The organism is Bradyrhizobium sp. HKCCYLRH1034, from assembly GCF_051168375.1.
Classification (GTDB): domain Bacteria; phylum Pseudomonadota; class Alphaproteobacteria; order Rhizobiales; family Xanthobacteraceae; genus Bradyrhizobium.
In genome coordinates this window covers 289,417-308,562 of the sequence record NZ_JBNPUW010000007.1, presented here as the reverse complement: position 1 = coordinate 308,562, position 19,146 = coordinate 289,417, and the positions used below count along the sequence as shown (strand labels likewise).

The following is a 19,146-nucleotide window of genomic DNA, read 5'->3' as shown; positions in this document are numbered from 1 at the left end:
TTCCGGGCCTGTTGCGAACCCCTATGTCGAGCACCTCGGAAATCCCGCAGGATTCGTATGTCGACCGATCCCTCTCCCTCCAACGCCGATCTCTCCAACTGGCGCACTGCGCCGTTCAGCCGCTGGGCCTTTCACAACATCCGCGCGATCCTGCCGGTCGCCGACATCGAGAGCGCGCCGGGCAGCGCCTGGACGCTGCCGTCGAGCCTCGTGTCGTTCGACGATTTCAGCGTGCGGCTGCCCAAGGGCGGCACGCTCGATCTCGACGGTTTCCTGAAGGCGACGGCGACCGACGGGCTCCTGATTCTGCAGGACGGCCGCATCGTCTTCGAAATGTATGACGGCGGCACCGACCGCGACACGCCGCACATCCTGATGTCGGCGACCAAGTCGATCACCGGCCTCATGGCCGGCATCCTGACCGGCCGCGGCGAGCTCGATGTCGACGCCGAGGTCACGCGCTATGTGCCGGAAGTGGCCGCCACGGCCTATCGCGGCGCTACGATCCGGCAGCTGCTCGACATGCGTGCGGGCGTCGTGTTCGATGGTGCCGGCCTGCAGGCCTATGCCGACGCCGCGGGCTGGGAGCCGGTCGCGCCGGGCACGACGCCGAACCTGCACGATTTCTTTGCGACGATGCGCGCTCAGGCGGCGCCGCATGGCGGCGCCTTCAGCTACGTCTCGTCCAACACCGATCTGCTGGGATGGGCGATCGAGCGCGCCACCGGCCGCAGCTTCGCGAGCCTCGCCGGCAGCCTGCTGTGGAAGCCGATGGGGGCGAGCGGCGAGGCCTTCATCACCCTCGACCGCAACGGCGCGCCGCGCTGCACCGGCGGCTTCTGCGCCACCTTGCGCGACGTCGCCCGGCTCGGCCAGCTCGTGCTGTCAGGCGGGCGGCGGGGCTCTCACACGATCATTCCCGAAGGTTGGATCGACGACATCAGGCACAATGGCGATGTGCAGGCCTGGCGCGACGGCCAATGGCGCGACAGTTTTGCCGCGATCAGCCGCAACATGCACTATCGCAGCGGCTGGTACGTCACAAACGACGCGCCGCAGCTGATGTTCGCGATGGGCATTCACGGCCAGAACCTGTTCGTCGATGCCGCCAACGGCATCGTGATCGCCAAGGTCTCGTCATGGGCGCAGCCGGTCGACGGGCAGGCGATCTGGCTCACACATCAGGCGGTGGCGGAATTCACGCGCTGTCTCAAGGGGACCGGCTGAGCTCCACGACGCGGGCAAGGGTCGGGAACACTCGGGCGTTGCTTGCGATGAAACGCAGTGTTTCGCGTGAGGATGGTCCATGCACTTGCATGTTCCTGCTCGCGCGCCTTAAGTGCGCTCCACACCCCGCTCCTCAAAGGATTCCCCATGCCCGCACCTTATTCGATCGTCGCCCTCGTCGGCAGTCTCCGCAAGGAGAGCTTCACCCTGAAGATCGCCAATGCGCTCGCCAAGCTGGCGCCGGCCAGCCTGAAGATCGACGTGACCACGCTCAACGGCCTGTCGTTCTTCAACCAGGATCTCGAAGCCAATCCGCCGGCCGACTGGCTCGCCCTGCGGGAGAAGCTGAAGGCCTCGAACGGCGTGCTGATCCTGACGCCGGAATACAACCGCTCGATTCCCGGCGTGCTCAAGAATGCGATCGACGTCGCCTCGCGTCCCTATGGGCAGAGTTCGTTCCTGGGCAAGCCGGTCGGCCTCATCTCCAATTCGCCTGGCCCGCTCGGTGGCGTGGCGGCGGCCAAGCATCTGCAGAACATCATGCCTGGCATCTCGGGCCCGGTCATGGGGCAGCCGGAAATCTACCTGAATGGCGTCGGCGACGCCTTCGACGCCCAGGGCGAGCTGGTCAAGGATTCGCTCAAGACGGTGTTGCAGCAATATCTGGATGCATTCGCCGCATTCGTGGCCAAGCAGAACGGCTGATCGCGTTCGCCGCCGCCGCGTCCACCTGCGGCGGTCGGCAACTGCATGACGGGTATGATGCGGGCGTTGACGCGCCTTGCCCGATCCGTTTCAAGGCGATGCCGGACTTGCGCAAGGATGCGCGTTGCCAAGGACAGATGATGGCCCATTCGTTCACACCCGCGTCGTCGTCGAGGCCCGGCCCGAACCAGCCGGATCTGGACTCGGAGGCCGTCTGGCAGGCGCGGATCGACCTCGCGGCCTGTTTCCGGATGGCGGCGCGGCACGGGTTCGAAGAGGGCATCTGCAACCACTTCTCGGCGCTGGTCCCCGGCTATGACGACCTCTTCATCGTCAATCCCTACGGCTATGCGTTCCGCGAACTGACGGCCTCGAAGCTCCTGGTGTGCGACTTCGACGGCAACGTCGTTGCCGGCGACGGCCGCCCGGAGGCGACCGCCTTCTACATCCACGCCCGCATCCACAAGGCGCTGCCGCGCGCCAAGGTCGCGTTCCACACCCACATGCCCTACGCCACCGCGCTGTCGATGACCGAAGGCGACCCGCTGATCTTCGCCGGGCAGACGGCGCTGAAATTCTATGGGCGAACCGCGGTCGACGAGAATTACAACGGGCTGGCGCTCGACGCGCGGGAGGGGGATCGCATCGCCGGGGCTGTCGGTGATGCCGACATCGTCTTCATGAAGCATCATGGCGTCATGGTTCTGGCGCCGACCATCGCCGAAGCCTGGGACGATCTCTACTACCTCGAGCGTGCCTGCCAGGTGCAGTGCCTGGCGCTGTCGACCGGCCGCAAGGTGGTGCCGGTCGCGCCCGAGATCGCCGAGGCCGCCTATCGCCAGATGCGCGAAGGAGATGCGGAATCGGCTCGGTTGCACCTCGAGGCCGTCAAGCGCATGCTCGACCTCGAAGAGCCGGTCTACCGGAGCTGAGGACGGATCGTCTGGAGGCTGGTTCGATGTCCAAATTGGAGCTTTCTGCCGAGCAGCACGCAGCGCTGGATCGCCCCGTCTGGTCAGCCCTGACCACCGGGCACCGAGCGCTTGCGGAGGGCGCCGCGCATGCTCGTCGCTATCCGGCGGCGATTGCGCCATTTGCCGCCATGTCGGACGACAGCGATGCTGCGTGGTCTGAACTCGCCGACCTTGCCAACGAGGATGTCGTTGCGATCGTGACCCCCGTACCCCCGGGCGATGTGCGTGGCCTTGACGCCCGGCTCAGAGCCAGCGTCCGCCAGATGGTTGCCGTGGCGGCGGTCGATCCCGTGGGGGATGCCGCGGTCGAGGTGCTGGACCAGCGCGACATCCCGGCGATGCTGGAACTGACTGCGCTGACCAAGCCCGGTCCGTTCCTGGCCAGGACCCGCGAGCTGGGCCGCTACATCGGTATTCGTGACGGGGAGCGCCTGGCCGCCATGGCCGGGGAGCGCATGCGCCTCGACGGGTTCACGGAAATCAGCGCGGTCTGTGTCCATCCGGACTATCGCGGCCTTGGCTATGCCCAGAGGCTCGTCACGGTCCTGATGACGGCCATCAGGGGCAGGGGCGAGACGCCGTTTCTCCACGTCATAGACGACAATCATGCCGCGATCGCGCTGTATGAGCGTCTCGGCTTCGTGTCGCGAGCCACCTTGTGTTTCACGGTGCTTCGGCAATCCGTCAGCCAGTGACGCGTGATGGGACCTTCGGAACGAAGCCGCCGCGGCGTAGATTAGCAGATCCTTAACCAAGGCGCCCCATCTTCCGGCCCATGGTCTCCCGCGCGCGGCTCAAATCGTTCCTGACCGGGCTCGCCCTCTACACGATGGCGGCCGCCATCATCGGCTATTTCGGCATCAACGCCTATACCGGCCGCTACGGCCTGACCGCGCGTCAGGAGCTCGACCAGGAGATCATTGCGCTCACCTCCGAGCTCGCCCGGCTGAAGCAGGAGCGGGCGGAGGGTGAGAAGCGCGTGTCGCTGCTGCGCTCCGACCGGGTCGATCCCGACATGCTCGATGAGCGCGCCCGCTTCCAGCTCGGCTACGCTAACCCGCGTGATCTGATCCGGATCAATCGGCCGAACTGAGCGAGCCGGTCTCCGCGATGCATCCGTTGTGAGACTCGCCTCGCGTCTGCGTAACGAACGCAGGCACCACAAGCCCATGACGAGGAAGACCCGCGCTGCGCGCGGGCCTTCGACGATCGCTGATGGGCTGCCCCTTATGCGGCCCGCACGGTGGCGAGGAACTTGTGGACCTCGGCCTTCAGGCGGTTGCTGTCCTGGGACAGTGACTGCACAGCGTTGAGCACCTGGGACGAAGCCGTCCCCGTCTCGGTTGCTTCGCGCTGGACGTCGGCAACATTCGCGGAGACCTCTTTCGTACCGCTGGCGGCTTGCTGGATGTTGCGCGAGATTTCCTGGGTTGCGGCGCCCTGTTCTTCGACAGCGGCTGCGATGGTGGCGGCGATTTCCGACATCCGGCCGATCGTGTCGCCGATTTCCTTGATGGCGGTCACCGAATGCTGAGTGGCGGTCTGGATGGCGCCAATCTGCTGGCTGATCTCTCCCGTCGCCTTGGCAGTCTGCTCGGCGAGCGCCTTGACCTCCGAGGCGACAACGGCGAAGCCGCGGCCGGCTTCACCCGCCCGCGCCGCCTCGATGGTGGCGTTCAAGGCCAGCAGGTTGGTCTGGCCGGCGATGGTGTTGATGAGCTCCACCACGTCGCCGATGCGAGCCGCCGCTTGCGACAATTCGCCCACGCGTTCATTGGTCTTGCGGGCCTGCTCAACGGCTTCACTGGCGATCGCCGAAGACTGCTGCACCTGCCGGCTGATCTCGTTCACGGAGGAGGACATTTCCTCGGTGGCGGCGGCGACCGACTGGACGTTGTTGGAGGCGGCGCCTGAGGCGCCGGCTACGACGGTGGCAAGACCCTTCGAGCGCTCGGCCGTTGCGCTGAGCGACTGGGCCGATGACTCCAGATCGGTCGCTGCCGACGACACCGTCTCGATGATCTGGCCGACCGCTGTCTCGAAATCGTTCGCAAGGCGCATCGTATCGATCTTGCGCTGCTCGGCCTGGCGTGCCTCCAGCTCGTTCTGCTCGGCCTCGAGCCGCTGGCGGGCGACGGCATTGACCTTGAACACCTCGACGGCACGGGCCATCTCGCCGACCTCGTCGCGCCGTTCCGAGTTCGGGATCTGCACAGCGAGATTCCCGTTCGCAAGCTCGGTCATCGTCCGGGTGATCGCTTGCAGCGGCCGGACCAGGCCGCGCGCGATCATCAGGGTCGCAACGCACAGCAGGGCGATCAGTCCGACGGCCCAGATCAGCGTCACCTTGACGGAGGCGTAGAACGCCTCGTCGAGATCGTCGACATACACGCCTGTGCCCACAACCCAGTTCCACGGATCGGCCTTCATGGTGTAGCCGAGCTTCGCCACCGGGACGCTGCTGCCGGCGCGCGCGAACATATAGCTGACGAAGCCGCCACCAGGCTGGGTCGAAGCCGCGATCAACTCGCGTACGAAGGGCAGACCATTGGCGTCCTTTTCGTTGAGCAGACCCTTGCCCTCCCAATCCGGCTTCGGGCCAAGCACGAGGTTCACGCCGTCCGGCTGGTAGACGAAGATGTAGTCGTTCTTGCCGAACCGAATGCCGCGGAGCACGGCCTTGGCGCGGTTCTGCGCCTCGTCCGCGGTCAGGGCCCCCTTCGCCGCCGCATCGGCAAAGCCCTTCACGATCGACACGGCAGATTGCACCTGTCCGACGACTGCGGCCTTACGCTCTTCGACCAGGGCTGTTCGGGTGGCCAGCAGCTGGCTGACCACGGCGACGATACAGACGCCGATGGATAACGCGACCAGAACCGCAAAGCGGCGAGGGATGGTGAGAACCATGTTCGTTCCTGTCAGAGGGCCCAGGCAGCCGGACAGTCCAGGCAGCCAGGGATTTTCGTTGAGTTGTTTGATTTCGTTGATGAATTCGGAAAAATTGTGCGCTGCGGAGGGTTTAGAATTGATTGATTCGAAGGCCCGTAGGAACACGGAGACCCCCTGCCGCTGCTCGGTCGGAATATCCGTTATGCCGATGTTCGATATGTCGGGTTTTTTGGTCGCTGTCGGCGTCGTCGAGATCCCAACGATGAGGGTGTCGTCGAGGGCGTCGCCGGCTTGGCCTCACGCGTCCCATCCGCTGAGATGGCTGCTCTTTTTTGTAGCGGCCTGCGGTCGGATTCCAAAAATGGTGGAATTGTATTTGCAATATTTCGTGTGCATTGCAGCGCGGCACGCCAAAGCCTTCGGACGCGCCACGCGGTCCTTTTACGTCTCCTGGAGTTGAGCTAGAGAGAGCTACTTTTTCTCTCATCCGGAATTGCCATGGCCGCACCGAAGAAGACCGCCGCAAAGGAACAAGGGCAGGACAGAGACAACGGCCCGCCGCCGGAATTCACCAGAGAACAGGAATTGGCTGCGCTTCGCGACATGCTGCTGATCCGCCGCTTTGAGGAAAAGGCCGGTCAGCTTTATGGCATGGGTGCGATCGGCGGCTTCTGCCATCTTTACATCGGCCAGGAAGCCGTCGTGGTCGGCATGCAGATGGCGCTGAAGCCGGGCGATCAGGTCATCACCGGCTATCGTGATCATGGCCACATGCTGGCCACCGGCATGGACGCCAAGGGCGTGATGGCCGAGCTCACCGGGCGCCGCGGTGGATACTCCAAGGGCAAGGGCGGCTCCATGCACATGTTCAGCATGGAGAAGAACTTCTTCGGCGGCCACGGCATCGTCGGCGCCCAGGTCTCGCTCGGCACCGGCCTTGCGCTCGCCAACCGCTACCGCGGCAACGACTCGGTCAGCGTCGCCTATTTCGGCGATGGCGCGGCCAACCAGGGGCAGGTCTATGAGAGCTTCAACATGGCGGAGCTCTGGAAGCTGCCGGTGATCTACGTCATCGAGAACAACCGCTATGCGATGGGCACGGCGGTGTCGCGCGCCTCGGCGCAGACCGACTTCTCCAAGCGCGGCATCTCCTTCAACATCCCGGGCGAGCAGGTCGACGGCATGGACGTCCGCGCCGTGAAGGCTGCGGGCGAGAAGGCCGTTGCCTGGTGCCGCGAGGGCAAGGGCCCGTACATTCTGGAAATGCAGACCTACCGCTATCGCGGCCACTCGATGTCGGACCCGGCGAAGTATCGCACCCGCGAGGAGGTGGAGAAGGTCCGTCACGACCAGGATCCGATCGAGCAGGTGCGCAACCGCCTGCTGGCGGCCAAGGTCAGCGAGCAGGATCTCAAGACGATCGATGCCGACGTGCGCAAGATCGTCAACGAGGCCGCCGATTTCGCGCAGGCCGATCCCGAGCCCGATGTCGCCGAGCTCTACACCGACGTTTACCGCTGAGCGCGCGCAAGCTGTTTCTCTGGAGCTGATATGCCTATTCAAGTTTTGATGCCTGCGCTGTCGCCCACGATGGAAAAGGGCAATCTCGCCAAATGGCTGAAGAAGGAAGGTGAGGCGATCAAGTCGGGTGACGTGATCGCCGAGATCGAGACCGACAAGGCCACGATGGAGGTCGAGGCGACCGACGAGGGCACGCTCGGCAAGATCCTGATCCCCGAAGGCACCGCCGACGTCGCGGTCAATACGCCGATTGCGACCATCCTCGCGGATGGCGAGAGCGTGGCCGATCTCGGCAAGGCGGCACCCGCTGCCGAGATGAAAGCCGCGCAGTCGGCGCCGCCGGCCGAGCCGGCTGCTTCGGTGTCGGCATCGCCTGCGCCGACCGGCGTGGCTGCGCCGCAGAGCGTGGCCGAGCCCGATCCCGAGGTGCCAGCGGGCACCGAGATGGTGACGCAAACCATCCGCGAGGCGCTGCGCGACGCCATGGCCGAGGAGATGCGCCGAGACGGCGACGTCTTCATCATGGGCGAGGAGGTCGCCGAATATCAGGGCGCCTACAAGGTCACCCAGGGCCTGCTGCAGGAGTTCGGCGCCCGCCGCGTGATGGACACGCCGATCACCGAGCACGGCTTCGCCGGCATCGGCGTCGGTGCGGCGATGGCCGGCCTGAAGCCGATCGTCGAGTTCATGACCTTCAACTTCGCCATGCAGGCGATGGACCAGATCATCAACTCCGCGGCGAAGACACTCTATATGTCCGGTGGCCAGATGGGCTGCTCGATCGTGTTCCGTGGTCCGAACGGCGCCGCCGCCCGCGTTGCCGCGCAGCATAGCCAGGACTACGCGTCCTGGTACTCTCACGTTCCCGGCCTCAAGGTGATCGCGCCGTACTCCGCGGCGGACGCCAAGGGCCTGCTGAAGGCCGCGATCCGCGATCCGAACCCGGTGATCTTTCTCGAGAACGAGGTGCTCTACGGCCACTCCGGCGAAGTGCCGAAGCTCGACGACTATGTGATCCCGATCGGCAAGGCGCGCATCGCCCGCAGCGGCAAGGACGTCACCATCATCTCGTGGTCGAACGGCATGACCTACGCGCTGAAGGCCGCCGATGAGCTTGCCAAGGAGGGCATCGAGGCCGAGGTGATCGACCTGCGCACGCTGCGTCCGATGGACACCGAGACCATCGTCGCCTCGGTCAAGAAGACCGGCCGCGCGGTGACGGTGGAGGAGGGCTGGCAGCAGAGCGGCGTCGGCGCCGAGATCGCCGCGCGCATCATGGAGCACGCCTTCGACTATCTCGATGCCCCAGTCGCGCGCGTGTCCGGCAAGGACGTGCCGATGCCGTATGCGGCGAATCTCGAGAAGCTCGCGCTGCCCTCGGCCGCGGAGGTCGTTCAGGCCGCCAAATCCGTCTGCTACCGGTAAGCCGTCGAGGACGCCCATATGGCCGGACCCAAGGAGCAGCCGCTGCCGCCCGATGTAATCGGCCGCGAGGACGCCACCGAAGTGTTGCGCGCCTTCGTGCTCGATGGCGGGCTCTCGATCGCCTTCCAGCGCGCGTTCGAGGAGCCCGACGTGTGGGGGCTGCTCCTGGTCGACGTCGCCCGTCATGCTGCGCGCGCCTATGCGCGCGAGAGCGATTATTCCGAAGACGAGGCGCTGCAGCGCATCGTCGAGATGTTCGAAGCCGAGCTGGCTCGGCCGACCGATACGGGCACCACCAGCCCCAGGTCGAAACAAGGTCACTGATCATGCCGATCAACATTCTCATGCCCGCGCTGTCGCCGACGATGGAGAAGGGCAACCTCGCCCGTTGGCTCAAGAAGGAAGGCGACCAGGTCAAGTCAGGCGAGGTCATCGCCGAGATCGAGACCGACAAGGCCACGATGGAAGTCGAGGCGGTCGACGAAGGCACCCTCGCCAAGATCCTGGTGCCGGAAGGCACGCAGGACGTGCCCGTGAACGACGTGATCGCGGTGCTCGCCGGCGAGGGCGAGGACGTCAAGGCCGCCGGCAGCGCACCGGCTGCGGCAGCTCCCAAGCCCGAGGCCAAGCCCATCGCCTCGGCGGCTCCCGCTGCGACGGCTGCACCGGCCGCAGCGCCCGCGCCGAAGCCGGCTACGGCTCCTGCTCCAGCCGCGCCTGCGGCGGCCCCTCAGGTCAACGGTCATGCGCGCATCTTCTCGTCGCCATTGGCGCGACGTCTCGCCAAGGATGCCGGCATCGATCTCGGCCGCATCACCGGCACCGGCCCGCACGGCCGCGTCGTTGCGCGCGACGTCGAGGACGCCAAGTCCGGCAAGGGCCTGAAGGCCGCGCCGTCGGCGGCACCTGCCGCGACAGGCGCGCCCGCGCTGGCGCCGTCGATGTCGGACAAGCAGATCCTGGCGCTGTTCGAGCCCGGCTCCTACGAGGTCATCCCGCACGACGGCATGCGCCGCACCATCGCGCAGCGCCTCACGGCGTCGGTGCAGAACGTCCCGCACTTCTATCTCACGATCGACTGCGACATCGGCAAGCTGCTCGCCGCGCGCGAGGAGATCAATGCGGCAGCTCCAAAGGACAAGGAGAAGAAGCCGCTCTACAAGCTCTCGGTGAACGATTTCGTCATCAAGGCGATGGCGGTGGCGCTGCAGAAGATCCCGAACTGCAACGTCAGCTGGACCGAAGGCGGCATGGTCAAGCACAAGCATTCCGATGTCGGTGTCGCCGTCGCAATGCCCGGCGGACTGATCACGCCGATCATCCGCAAGGCCGAGACCAAGACGCTGTCGGCGATCTCCAGCGAGATGAAGGACTTTGCCGCGCGCGCCCGCTCGCGCAAGCTGAAGCCGGAGGAATATCAGGGCGGCACCACGGCCGTCTCCAACCTCGGCATGTACGGCATCAACCACTTCACCGCCGTGATCAATCCGCCGCATGCCACGATCCTCGCGGTTGGCACCTCGGAAGAACGCCCCGTCGTGCGCAACGGCAAGATCGAGATCGCGAGCATGATGAGCGTGACGCTGTCGTGCGATCACCGCGCGATCGACGGCGCGCTCGGCGCCGAGCTGATCGGCGCCTTCAAGCAACTGATCGAGAATCCCGTGATGATGATGGTGTGATCTTGCTTTCCGGAGCGGGATGGCAAACGGGGCCGACGCATGCGCATCAGAACGCGGTGGCCCTGGATCACGGCGCTGGTGAGCGCCGCGCTGTTTGCCAATCCGCTCGGGATCGACGTCATCTATTCTGCCTTCTTCTCCGGCGAGGCGCTGTCGCGCGGCATCTGGGCGCCGATCGCGCTCGCCGGATTCGCTATCTGCACCCTGCTGATGCTCCTGGAAGCCGTCATGCGAGCCATGATCTGGCGACGCTCCGTCCGCAGCCCCACCGTCTGATTTCCGACTGCTTAAGTTGAATGGGAGCCGTCATGGCCGACACATCCTTCGACATCATCATCATCGGGTCCGGCCCGGGCGGCTACGTCGCCGCGATCCGCGCCGCCCAGCTCGGCTTCAAGACCGCGATCATCGAGAAATCCTATCTCGGCGGCATCTGCCTGAACTGGGGCTGCATCCCGACCAAGGCGCTGCTGCGCTCGGCCGAGATCTATCATTACATGCAGCACGCCAAGGACTATGGCCTGTCGGCGGAGAACATCTCCTACGATCCGAAGGCGGTTGTGCAGCGCTCGCGCGGCGTCTCGAAGCGCCTCAATGACGGCGTCGGCTTCCTGATGAAGAAGAACAAGGTCCAGGTGATCTGGGGCAAGGCTGCGATCGACGCGCCCGGCAAGATCACGGTGACCAAATCCGACGTCGAGGCGCCCAAGGGCGCGCTGGGCGAGGGGACCTATCAGGCGAAGCACATCATCGTTGCCACCGGCGCGCGGCCGCGCGTGCTGCCGGGCCTCGAGCCGGACAAGAAGCTGGTCTGGACCTATTTCGAGGCGATGGTGCCTGACAAGATGCCGAAGTCGCTGTTGGTGGTCGGCTCTGGCGCGATCGGCATCGAATTCGCCTCGTTCTTCCGCACGATGGGCTCTGACGTCACCGTGGTCGAGGTGCTGCCGCAGATCCTGCCCGTCGAGGACGCCGAGATCGCCGGCCTCGCGCGCAAGCAGCTGGAGAAGCAGGGCCTCAAGATCATGACCGGCGCCAAGGTCACCAAGCTCGACAAGAAGAGCGACAGCGTGGTGGCGACGATCGACGACGGCAAGGGCAAGACCGAGTCGGTCGAGTTCGATCGCGTGATCTCGGCGGTCGGCGTTGTCGGCAACATCGAGAATCTTGGCCTCGAGAAGCTCGGGGTGAAGACCGATCGCGGCTGCATCGTCATCGACGGCTACGGCAAGACCAACGTCCCCGGCGTCTACGCGATCGGCGACGTCGCGGGTCCCCCGATGCTCGCGCACAAGGCCGAGCATGAGGGCGTGGTCTGCGTCGAGGCCATCAAGGGCCTGCATCCGCACCCGATGGACAAGAACCTCATTCCGGGCTGCACCTATTGCCATCCGCAAGTCGCCTCGGTCGGCCTCACCGAGGCCAAGGCCAAGGAGCAGGGCCGCGACGTCAGAGTCGGCCGCTTCCCCTTCGTCGGCAACGGCAAGGCAATTGCGCTCGGCGAGGACCAGGGCCTGGTCAAGGTGATCTTCGACAAGAAGACCGGACAACTGATCGGGGCCCACATGGTCGGCGCCGAGGTCACCGAGCTGATCCAGGGCTATGTCGTGGCGATGAACCTCGAGACGACAGAGGAAGAGCTGATGCACACGGTATTCCCGCATCCGACCCTGTCGGAGATGATGAAGGAAGCCGTGCTCGACGCCTACGGCCGCGTGCTGAACATGTAGCTCCGTCCCCGCTCGTCATGCGCGGGCTTGACCCGCGCATCCATCACGCTTCGGGAAGACTCTTGCGAAGGGGATGGATTGCCGGGTCAAGCCCGGCAATGACGACAGCAGCCAGAAAGTCACTGCCGTGAAATCCAGCGACAATCTCACCATCGAACGTCCGACCTTCGTCACCCATCTCGAATGCGCGATGGAAGGCGATCACTATCCGGCGGATCAGGTCCACAACCTCTCCAAGGCCGGCAAGCCGCTCTTGGTGCGCTACGATCTCGCAGGCGTGAAGCGGGCGCTCACGAAGGACGCGCTGGCGCAGCGTCCGGCCGACATATGGCGCTATCGCGAACTGCTGCCGGTGCGCAAATGCCAGGACATCGTCAGCCTCGGCGAAGTCATGACACCGCTGATCAGCCTGCCCAAGCTGTCGAAGAAGCTCGGCGGCGGCGAGATCATCGTCAAGGATGAGGGCCGGCTGCCGACCGGCTCGTTCAAGGCGCGCGGCCTCGTGATGGCGGTGTCGATGGGCAAGGCGCTCGGCATCAAGCACATGGCGATGCCGACCAACGGCAATGCCGGTGCTGCGCTCGCGGCCTATGCGACCTCCTGCGGCATCAAGACCACGATCTTCTGTCCGGCCGATACGCCGGAGGTGAATGTCAGCGAGATCGAGCTGCAGGGCGCGACCGTCTACCGCGTCAACGGACTGATCGACGATTGCGGCAAGATCGTCGGCGAGGGCAAGGCCAAGGTCGGCTGGTTCGATACCTCGACCCTGAAGGAGCCGTATCGCATCGAGGGCAAGAAGACGATGGGCCTGGAGCTTGCCGAGCAGCTCGGCTGGGACGTGCCCGACGTGATCTTCTATCCGACCGGCGGCGGCACTGGCCTGATCGGCATGTGGAAGGCGTTCGACGAACTGGAGAAGATCGGCTTCATCGGCGCAAAGCGTCCGCGCATGGTCGCGGTGCAGGCCTCGGGCTGCGCGCCGATGGTGCGGGCCTTCGAGCAGGGCGTCGAGCATGCGACCCGGTGGGAAGACGCCCACACCATCGCGTCCGGCATCCGCGTGCCTCAGGCGGTGGGTGATTTTCTCATCCTGCGCGCGGTGCGCGAGAGCAAAGGTTTCGCCATTGCGGTCGATGATGAGAAGATTTCATCTGCGCTCAGCGAAGTCGCGCGCGAGGAGGGGCTGCTGTTGTGCCCGGAAGGCGCGGCGACCTATGCCGCCTACAAGCAGAGCCTGGCCGACGGGCGCGTAACGAAAAACGATCGCGTCATGCTGTTCAATTGCGCGACAGGACTTAAATATCCGCTGCCGCCGGTCACCCGCACGCTCGATCGTCACCAGCCGATCGACTTCGGGCAGTTCTAACTAACAACCAGCACCGCGGCCTCGGGCACATGCTCCGGCGCAGACGCATTCGCGTCTGCCGCCGGTGCGTGCGACACAAGGGAGGACGTGATGCGACGAGCTCTTTGCGCCGTGCTGTTGGTGTGTCTTGCGCTGATGCAGCCGGCGCGCGCCGACAATTATCCCTCGCGCGCGATCACCGTGATCGTGCCATTCGCTGCCGGCGGCCCATCGGATGCGATGATGCGCATCCTCGCCGAGCACATGAGACAGACGCTCGGCCAGCCCGTTCTGATCGAGAACGTAACAGGGGCGGGCGGTTCGATCGGCGTGGGCCGTGCCGTCCGCTCGAAGCCCGACGGCTACACCGTGAGCTTCGGCCATCTCGGCACCCATGTCGCCAACGGCGCCGTCTACCGGCTCGGCTATGACCTCGAAGCCGATCTCGAGCCGGTGGTGCTGCTGCCGAGCAATCCGATGATCATCGTCAGCAGGAACAATATCCCGGCGAAGTCGCTGCCGGAGTTTCTCGCCTGGGTGAAGTCGCAGCCGAATCCCGTGTCGGCCGGCACCGCGGGCAATGGCTCCGGCAGCCATATCGCGGGGCTCTATTTCGAGCAGGTCACCGGCCTCAAGCTGCAATATGTGCCGTATCGCGGCACGGGACCGGCGATGAACGATCTGGTCGCCGGCCAGATCGATCTGATCGTCGACCAGACCTCCAACGCCATCAACCAGGTTCGTGCCGGGACGATCCGCGCCTACGCCGTCACCGACGCCAAGCGGCTCGAGTCCGCGCCGGAGATTCCGACCACCGACGAGGCCGGCCTGCCGGGCTTCCACATGACCCTGTGGTCGGGCCTCTGGCTGCCGAAGGGCGCCAGCAAGGAGATCGTCGACACCCTCAATGCGGCGGCGGTGGCCGCGCTGGACGAGCCGGATGTGAAAAATCAGTTGAAAAACCTGGGGTTGCAGATGCCGGCGGCCGATCAGCGCAGCCCCGCCGCGCTTGGAACCCTGCAGCGCGCCGAGATCCGCAAATGGTGGCCGATGATCCGCGCCGCTGGAGTGGTGCCGGAGTAGGCTCGCCCTGCCACGCCCAACCGCACATGGTTGCGCATCGGCCACGAATGTTGCGACGTCGCCACAGTTTACGAAGTTTTGGTAACAATCTCCGGCGCTCCGCAAACGCGCCGCTTTTTAGCCACACCTGGTCGTGAAATACTTTGATCAGAACATAACCAGTGCGTGTGAGGCTGCCGAAAATCCACTTGCCGGATTTTGAGCGTTCTCCGCAGCACCGGGAGGCCAAAACAGCGATGGACGCGAAGACCGACATCAAGCGCAGGCTGCCCAGCCGTCATGTGACGGAAGGGCCCGAGCGTGCGCCGCATCGGTCCTACCTCTACGCCATGGGCCTCACCACGGCGCAGATCCATCAGCCCTTCGTCGGCGTCGCCTCGTGCTGGAACGAGGCTGCGCCCTGCAACATCGCGCTGATGCGGCAGGCTCAGGCGGTGAAGAAGGGCGTGGCGCACGCCGGCGGCACGCCGCGCGAATTCTGCACCATCACCGTGACCGACGGCATCGCGATGGGCCATGACGGCATGCGCTCGTCGCTGCCGTCGCGCGAGGCGATCGCCGATTCCGTGGAGCTGACGATTCGCGGCCATTCCTACGATGCGCTCGTCGGCCTCGCCGGCTGCGACAAATCGCTGCCGGGCATGATGATGGCGATGGTCCGGCTCAACGTGCCCTCGATCTTCATCTATGGCGGCTCGATCCTGCCCGGCAATTTCCGCGGCCAGCAGGTCACCGTGCAGGACATGTTCGAGGCTGTCGGCAAGCATTCGGTGGGCGCCATGTCGGACGACGACCTCGACGAGCTCGAGCGCGTCGCCTGTCCGTCGGCTGGCGCCTGCGGCGCCCAGTTCACGGCCAACACGATGGCGACGGTGTCCGAGGCGATCGGGCTGGCGCTGCCTTATTCGGCCGGGGCCCCGGCGCCTTACGAAATCCGCGATGCCTTCTGCATGACCGCCGGCGAACAGGTCATGGAGCTGATCGCCGCCAATATCCGCCCGCGCGACATCGTCACGCGAAAATCCCTGGAGAATGCCGCTGCGGTTGTGGCGGCGTCCGGCGGGTCGACCAATGCTGCGCTGCATCTACCTGCGATTGCACACGAGGCCGGCATCAAGTTCGACTTATTCGACGTCGCCGAAATCTTCAAAAAGACACCTTATATCGCGGATTTGAAGCCGGGTGGCCGCTATGTCGCCAAAGACATGTTCGAGGCTGGTGGCATTCCGCTCTTGATGAAGACGTTGCTCGACCATGGCTATTTGAACGGCGACTGCCTCACAGTCACCGGCCGGACGATCGCCGAAAACCTCAAAGGCGTGAAGTGGAATCCGCACCAGGACGTGGTGATGCCGGCTGACAAGCCGATCACTGCAACCGGGGGTGTCGTCGGTCTGAAAGGCAATCTCGCGCCAGAGGGCGCGATCGTGAAAGTCGCGGGCATGTCGAACTTGAAATTCTCTGGGCCGGCCCGCTGCTTCGATCGGGAAGAGGACGCCTTTGACGCCGTCCAGAAGCGCACCTATCGCGAAGGCGACGTGATCGTCATTCGCTACGAGGGGCCGCGCGGCGGTCCGGGCATGCGGGAAATGCTGCAGACCACGGCGGCGCTGACCGGGCAGGGCATGGGCGGCAAGATTGCGCTGATCACCGACGGCCGGTTCTCGGGCGCGACCCGGGGCTTCTGCATCGGCCATATCGGACCGGAGGCGGCGGTCGGCGGACCGATCGCGCTGGTCGAGGATGGCGACATCATCGAGATCGACGCCGAGGCGGGCATCCTTAACGTGAAGTTGAGCGATGCCGAGCTGGCGACACGCAAGACCAGGTGGACGCCGCGTGAGACGCATCACACGTCAGGTGCACTTTGGAAATATGCCCAGCAGGTGGGGCCGGCCGTGGCGGGCGCCGTGACCCATCCAGGTGGTGCGCAAGAGAAGTATTGCTATGCGGACATCTGATCGGATCCTTTTCGCATTGATGCTGGGGGTTGCCCCGCTCGCGTTGCCGACGCCATCGTTCGCGTTCGATGGCGCTCCGGTCAACCAGGAGCCGGCGATCCCCGTGGCTGGACAGCAGGCTGGCGCCGGCGCGCTGCGCAAGGCGCTGCCCGCGACGACGTCCTCGACCTCACCCACGCAGTCCCTGACGGCGCTGCAATACGCGGCGGAGGAAGGTCACCCGATTGCGCAGTTCAAGCTCGGCCGCATGTATGCGGCGGGCGATGGCGTTGCGCGCGACGACATGCGCGCCTTCGACTATTTCAGCCGCATCGCCAATGCGCATGCGGAGGACAGCCCGTCGGCGCCGCAGGCGCAGATCGTCGCCAATGCCTTCGTCGCGCTCGGCCGCTATTACCTGAGCGGCATCCCCAACACGAAGGTCAAGGCCGATCCGGATCGCGCGCGGGAGATGTTCTCCTATGCGGCGTCCTACTTCGGCAATGCGGACGCCCAGTACGACCTGGCGCGGATGTACCTGAAGACCGCGGATGCCTCGCGCGACGACTTCCGTTATGGTGCGCGCTGGCTCGGCCTCGCCGCGCAGAAGGGCCAGCACCAGGCCCAGGCGCTGCTTGGTCAGATGCTGTTCAACGGCGACCGGTTGCCGCGCCAGCCGGCGCGCGGACTGATGTGGCTCACGCTGGCGCGCGACAGCGCCGGTCCGGACGAAGCCTGGATCAAGGAGAGCTACAACCGCGCCTTCGCCAAGGCCTCGGACGATGACCGCGCCTCGGCGCTGCAGATGCTCGAGAGCTGGGTGCAGGGCAAGCGCGAGTAGCAGGAGCGGAATGCATCGCGTTCCCTCCGTTCCAGAGAGGGGCTGCGATGATCATCCGCGATGCGACGGCTGACGATGCCGAGGCGGCCTGCGCCGTGTTGCGGGCCTCGATTTCCGAATTGTGCAGGGACGACCACCGCGGCGACCCGCAGATCCTGGCGCGCTGGCTGGCCAACAAGACACCCCAGAACGTGGCGCAGTGGGCGGACGGGCAGGGGCGCTCACTGCTGGTCGCGGTCGAGGATGGTGCGATTCTCGCGGTCGGCGGGCTCGCCCATCCCGGCGAGATCACGGTCAACTACGTGTCGCCGCAAGCCCGGTTTCGCGGCATCAGCTCGGCGCTGGTGGCCGAGCTGGAGCGGCGGGCGCTCGCGCTTGGTGCAAGGGAGATCGCCTTGTTGAGCACCGAGACCGCGCATCGATTCTATCTCGCCCGCGGCTACGCCGATGTCGGCGTGCCCGCCGGCAAGTTCGGCACCGCGGCCTCCTATCCGATGCGCAAAACCCTCGGTCCCGCGCGGTGAGTCGCGGGTCGCGACGACACATCGAGGCCATGGCAGCGGATGCCTAACGAATAGGCGTCGGCGCGCCGATGTTCTGACCAGCGTCAGGTTCCAGAACCAAAATCGGCGAACTTTGGTACACGAACGACCGCGATGACGCCAAAACGCGCTTGGCACGATTCGTGAGTGCAAATCCTCTGCAACAGCAGAGGCGGCACGTTTGCACAGCGTTCGGATCGGCCTGATCATTCCTCAGCGCGGCTCGGCGGGGTTGTGGGCCCCCTCCGCGGAAGCCTGTGGGCGGCTGGCCGTGACCGAGCTGAACCAGGCCGCCGGCATCCGCCGCCGACAGGTCGAGCTGATCGTCATCGACGCCGGCGCAACCGCCGCCAGCGCGGGTCGGGCCGCGGTCGAAGCGGTCGACGAGTTCGCCGTCGACGGCCTCGTCGGCATGCTGCCGAGCTACGCGCGCGATCCTGTCGCGCAGGCCGCGCGCGGCCGCGTGCCGTTCGTCTACACGCCCCAGTTCGAGGGCCTGCCGGCGAACAGCGATGTGATGACCACGGGCGAGACCGCCGGCGAATTGCTGGCACCCGCGATCCAATGGCTCTCGGAGTGCAAGCACGCCCGGCGCTTCTTCCTGTGCGGCAACGACTACATCTGGCCGCGTTCCTCGCTCGACATCGCCAAGCGCCTGATCGCGCGATACGGCGGCGTCGTCACCGGAGAGCACTACGTGCCGGTCGGCGTGCATGATTTCGACGAGATGCTCGATCGTATCAAGACCACGCGCAGCGACGTCGTTCTCCCGGTCTTTCTCGGCTTCGACTGCATCGCCTTCAGCCGCGCCTTCTGCGCCGCCGGGCTCAGCCGCCACGTTCTGCGCTTCTCCTCGGCCTTCGACGAGACCATCGTCTATGGACTCGACAGCAGCGAGACCGAGAACGTCTTCGTCGCCTCCAGCTACTTTGCATCGCTGCGCTCGCGCAACAACGGCGCCTTCCTGGAGCGTTACTACACGGCGTTCGGCGACAACCCGCCGCCCGCGAACGGCTATGGCGAGTCCTGCTACGAGGGCATTCACGCGCTCGCCGCGCTGATCGAGCGCGCAGAGAGCTTCGATGCGCGCGTTCTCAGGCGCTTCTTCGGGCGCACGCTGCAGCGGCGCACGGCGCGCGGCACGGAGGCGCAGCCGGTGGTTGGCGGCCGGCACCCGATCCACCTCGCCGAGCTGGACGGCTACGATTTCTCGGTTGTCGCATCGTCACACTGAGCGCT

Annotated in this window: 18 protein-coding genes; 17 read left to right on the top strand and 1 reads right to left on the bottom strand. The window is 65.5% G+C overall.

Annotated features, from left to right (window positions below; genetic code table 11):
• Positions 1-57: 57 nt before the first annotated feature.
• The 5 genes from ACQR0W_RS19150 (at position 58) to ACQR0W_RS19130 (ending at position 3,999) form a co-directional block, all read left to right on the top strand.
• Positions 58-1,227: a serine hydrolase domain-containing protein gene (locus ACQR0W_RS19150; RefSeq protein WP_315750946.1), complete on the top strand. Its 1,170-nt coding sequence runs from the start codon at positions 58-60 to the stop codon at positions 1,225-1,227.
• Positions 1,228-1,374: 147 nt separating this feature from the next.
• Positions 1,375-1,932: an NADPH-dependent FMN reductase gene (locus ACQR0W_RS19145; RefSeq protein WP_316165286.1), complete on the top strand. Its 558-nt coding sequence runs from the start codon at positions 1,375-1,377 to the stop codon at positions 1,930-1,932.
• A 140-nt stretch (positions 1,933-2,072) separates the two neighbouring features.
• Positions 2,073-2,864 (top strand): aldolase, encoded by a 792-nt coding sequence (locus tag ACQR0W_RS19140; protein WP_316187139.1) that lies wholly within the window; start codon positions 2,073-2,075, stop codon positions 2,862-2,864.
• Positions 2,865-2,890: 26 nt separating this feature from the next.
• Positions 2,891-3,601: a GNAT family N-acetyltransferase gene (locus ACQR0W_RS19135; RefSeq protein ID WP_316187138.1), complete on the top strand. Its 711-nt coding sequence runs from the start codon at positions 2,891-2,893 to the stop codon at positions 3,599-3,601.
• An 80-nt stretch (positions 3,602-3,681) separates the two neighbouring features.
• A complete protein-coding gene (locus ACQR0W_RS19130; RefSeq protein WP_315711657.1) occupies positions 3,682-3,999 on the top strand; it encodes an FtsB family cell division protein in 318 nt (105 codons plus the stop codon).
• A gap of 134 nt (positions 4,000-4,133) precedes the next feature.
• Here ACQR0W_RS19130 and ACQR0W_RS19125 read toward each other — a convergent pair whose 3' ends face one another.
• Positions 4,134-5,813, bottom strand: coding sequence for a methyl-accepting chemotaxis protein (locus tag ACQR0W_RS19125; RefSeq protein ID WP_315711658.1), 1,680 nt, complete (start codon positions 5,811-5,813; stop codon positions 4,134-4,136).
• Positions 5,814-6,293: 480 nt separating this feature from the next.
• On the opposite strand from ACQR0W_RS19125, the gene pdhA reads away from it, so the two are divergent.
• The 12 genes from pdhA to ACQR0W_RS19065 all read left to right on the top strand — a co-directional run bounded on the left by pdhA (position 6,294) and on the right by ACQR0W_RS19065 (position 19,141).
• The gene (gene pdhA, locus ACQR0W_RS19120) at positions 6,294-7,316 is read left to right on the top strand and encodes a pyruvate dehydrogenase (acetyl-transferring) E1 component subunit alpha (RefSeq protein ID WP_315711659.1); all 1,023 of its coding nucleotides are present in this window, start codon (positions 6,294-6,296) and stop codon (positions 7,314-7,316) included.
• 30 nt (positions 7,317-7,346) lie between these two features.
• Positions 7,347-8,741, top strand: a complete 1,395-nt coding sequence (locus ACQR0W_RS19115) for a pyruvate dehydrogenase complex E1 component subunit beta (RefSeq protein WP_315827496.1) — start codon at positions 7,347-7,349, stop codon at positions 8,739-8,741.
• An 18-nt stretch (positions 8,742-8,759) separates the two neighbouring features.
• Positions 8,760-9,065, top strand: a complete 306-nt coding sequence (locus tag ACQR0W_RS19110; protein ID WP_015666657.1) for a DUF5076 domain-containing protein — start codon at positions 8,760-8,762, stop codon at positions 9,063-9,065.
• A gap of 2 nt (positions 9,066-9,067) precedes the next feature.
• A complete protein-coding gene (locus tag ACQR0W_RS19105) occupies positions 9,068-10,423 on the top strand; it encodes a pyruvate dehydrogenase complex dihydrolipoamide acetyltransferase (protein ID WP_316170151.1) in 1,356 nt (451 codons plus the stop codon).
• Positions 10,424-10,462: 39 nt separating this feature from the next.
• A complete protein-coding gene (locus ACQR0W_RS19100; protein WP_315827498.1) occupies positions 10,463-10,699 on the top strand; it encodes a hypothetical protein in 237 nt (78 codons plus the stop codon).
• Positions 10,700-10,731: 32 nt separating this feature from the next.
• Positions 10,732-12,153, top strand: a complete 1,422-nt coding sequence (gene lpdA, locus ACQR0W_RS19095; protein ID WP_434840722.1) for a dihydrolipoyl dehydrogenase — start codon at positions 10,732-10,734, stop codon at positions 12,151-12,153.
• Between the two features lie 127 nt (positions 12,154-12,280).
• Positions 12,281-13,522: a threonine synthase gene (locus tag ACQR0W_RS19090; protein ID WP_434840754.1), complete on the top strand. Its 1,242-nt coding sequence runs from the start codon at positions 12,281-12,283 to the stop codon at positions 13,520-13,522.
• 90 nt (positions 13,523-13,612) lie between these two features.
• Positions 13,613-14,584 carry a tripartite tricarboxylate transporter substrate binding protein BugD gene (locus ACQR0W_RS19085; protein ID WP_315711666.1) on the top strand — a complete coding sequence of 324 codons (972 nt, stop codon included), beginning with the start codon at positions 13,613-13,615 and terminating at the stop codon, positions 14,582-14,584.
• Between the two features lie 236 nt (positions 14,585-14,820).
• Positions 14,821-16,545 carry a dihydroxy-acid dehydratase gene (gene ilvD / locus ACQR0W_RS19080; protein WP_316203334.1) on the top strand — a complete coding sequence of 575 codons (1,725 nt, stop codon included), beginning with the start codon at positions 14,821-14,823 and terminating at the stop codon, positions 16,543-16,545.
• A gap of 103 nt (positions 16,546-16,648) precedes the next feature.
• A complete protein-coding gene (locus ACQR0W_RS19075; RefSeq protein WP_409977886.1) occupies positions 16,649-17,365 on the top strand; it encodes a tetratricopeptide repeat protein in 717 nt (238 codons plus the stop codon).
• A 47-nt stretch (positions 17,366-17,412) separates the two neighbouring features.
• The gene (locus ACQR0W_RS19070) at positions 17,413-17,889 is read left to right on the top strand and encodes a GNAT family N-acetyltransferase (RefSeq protein ID WP_316175310.1); all 477 of its coding nucleotides are present in this window, start codon (positions 17,413-17,415) and stop codon (positions 17,887-17,889) included.
• 199 nt (positions 17,890-18,088) lie between these two features.
• A complete protein-coding gene (locus tag ACQR0W_RS19065; protein ID WP_316172811.1) occupies positions 18,089-19,141 on the top strand; it encodes a substrate-binding domain-containing protein in 1,053 nt (350 codons plus the stop codon).
• The last annotated feature ends 5 nt before the right edge of the window (positions 19,142-19,146 follow it).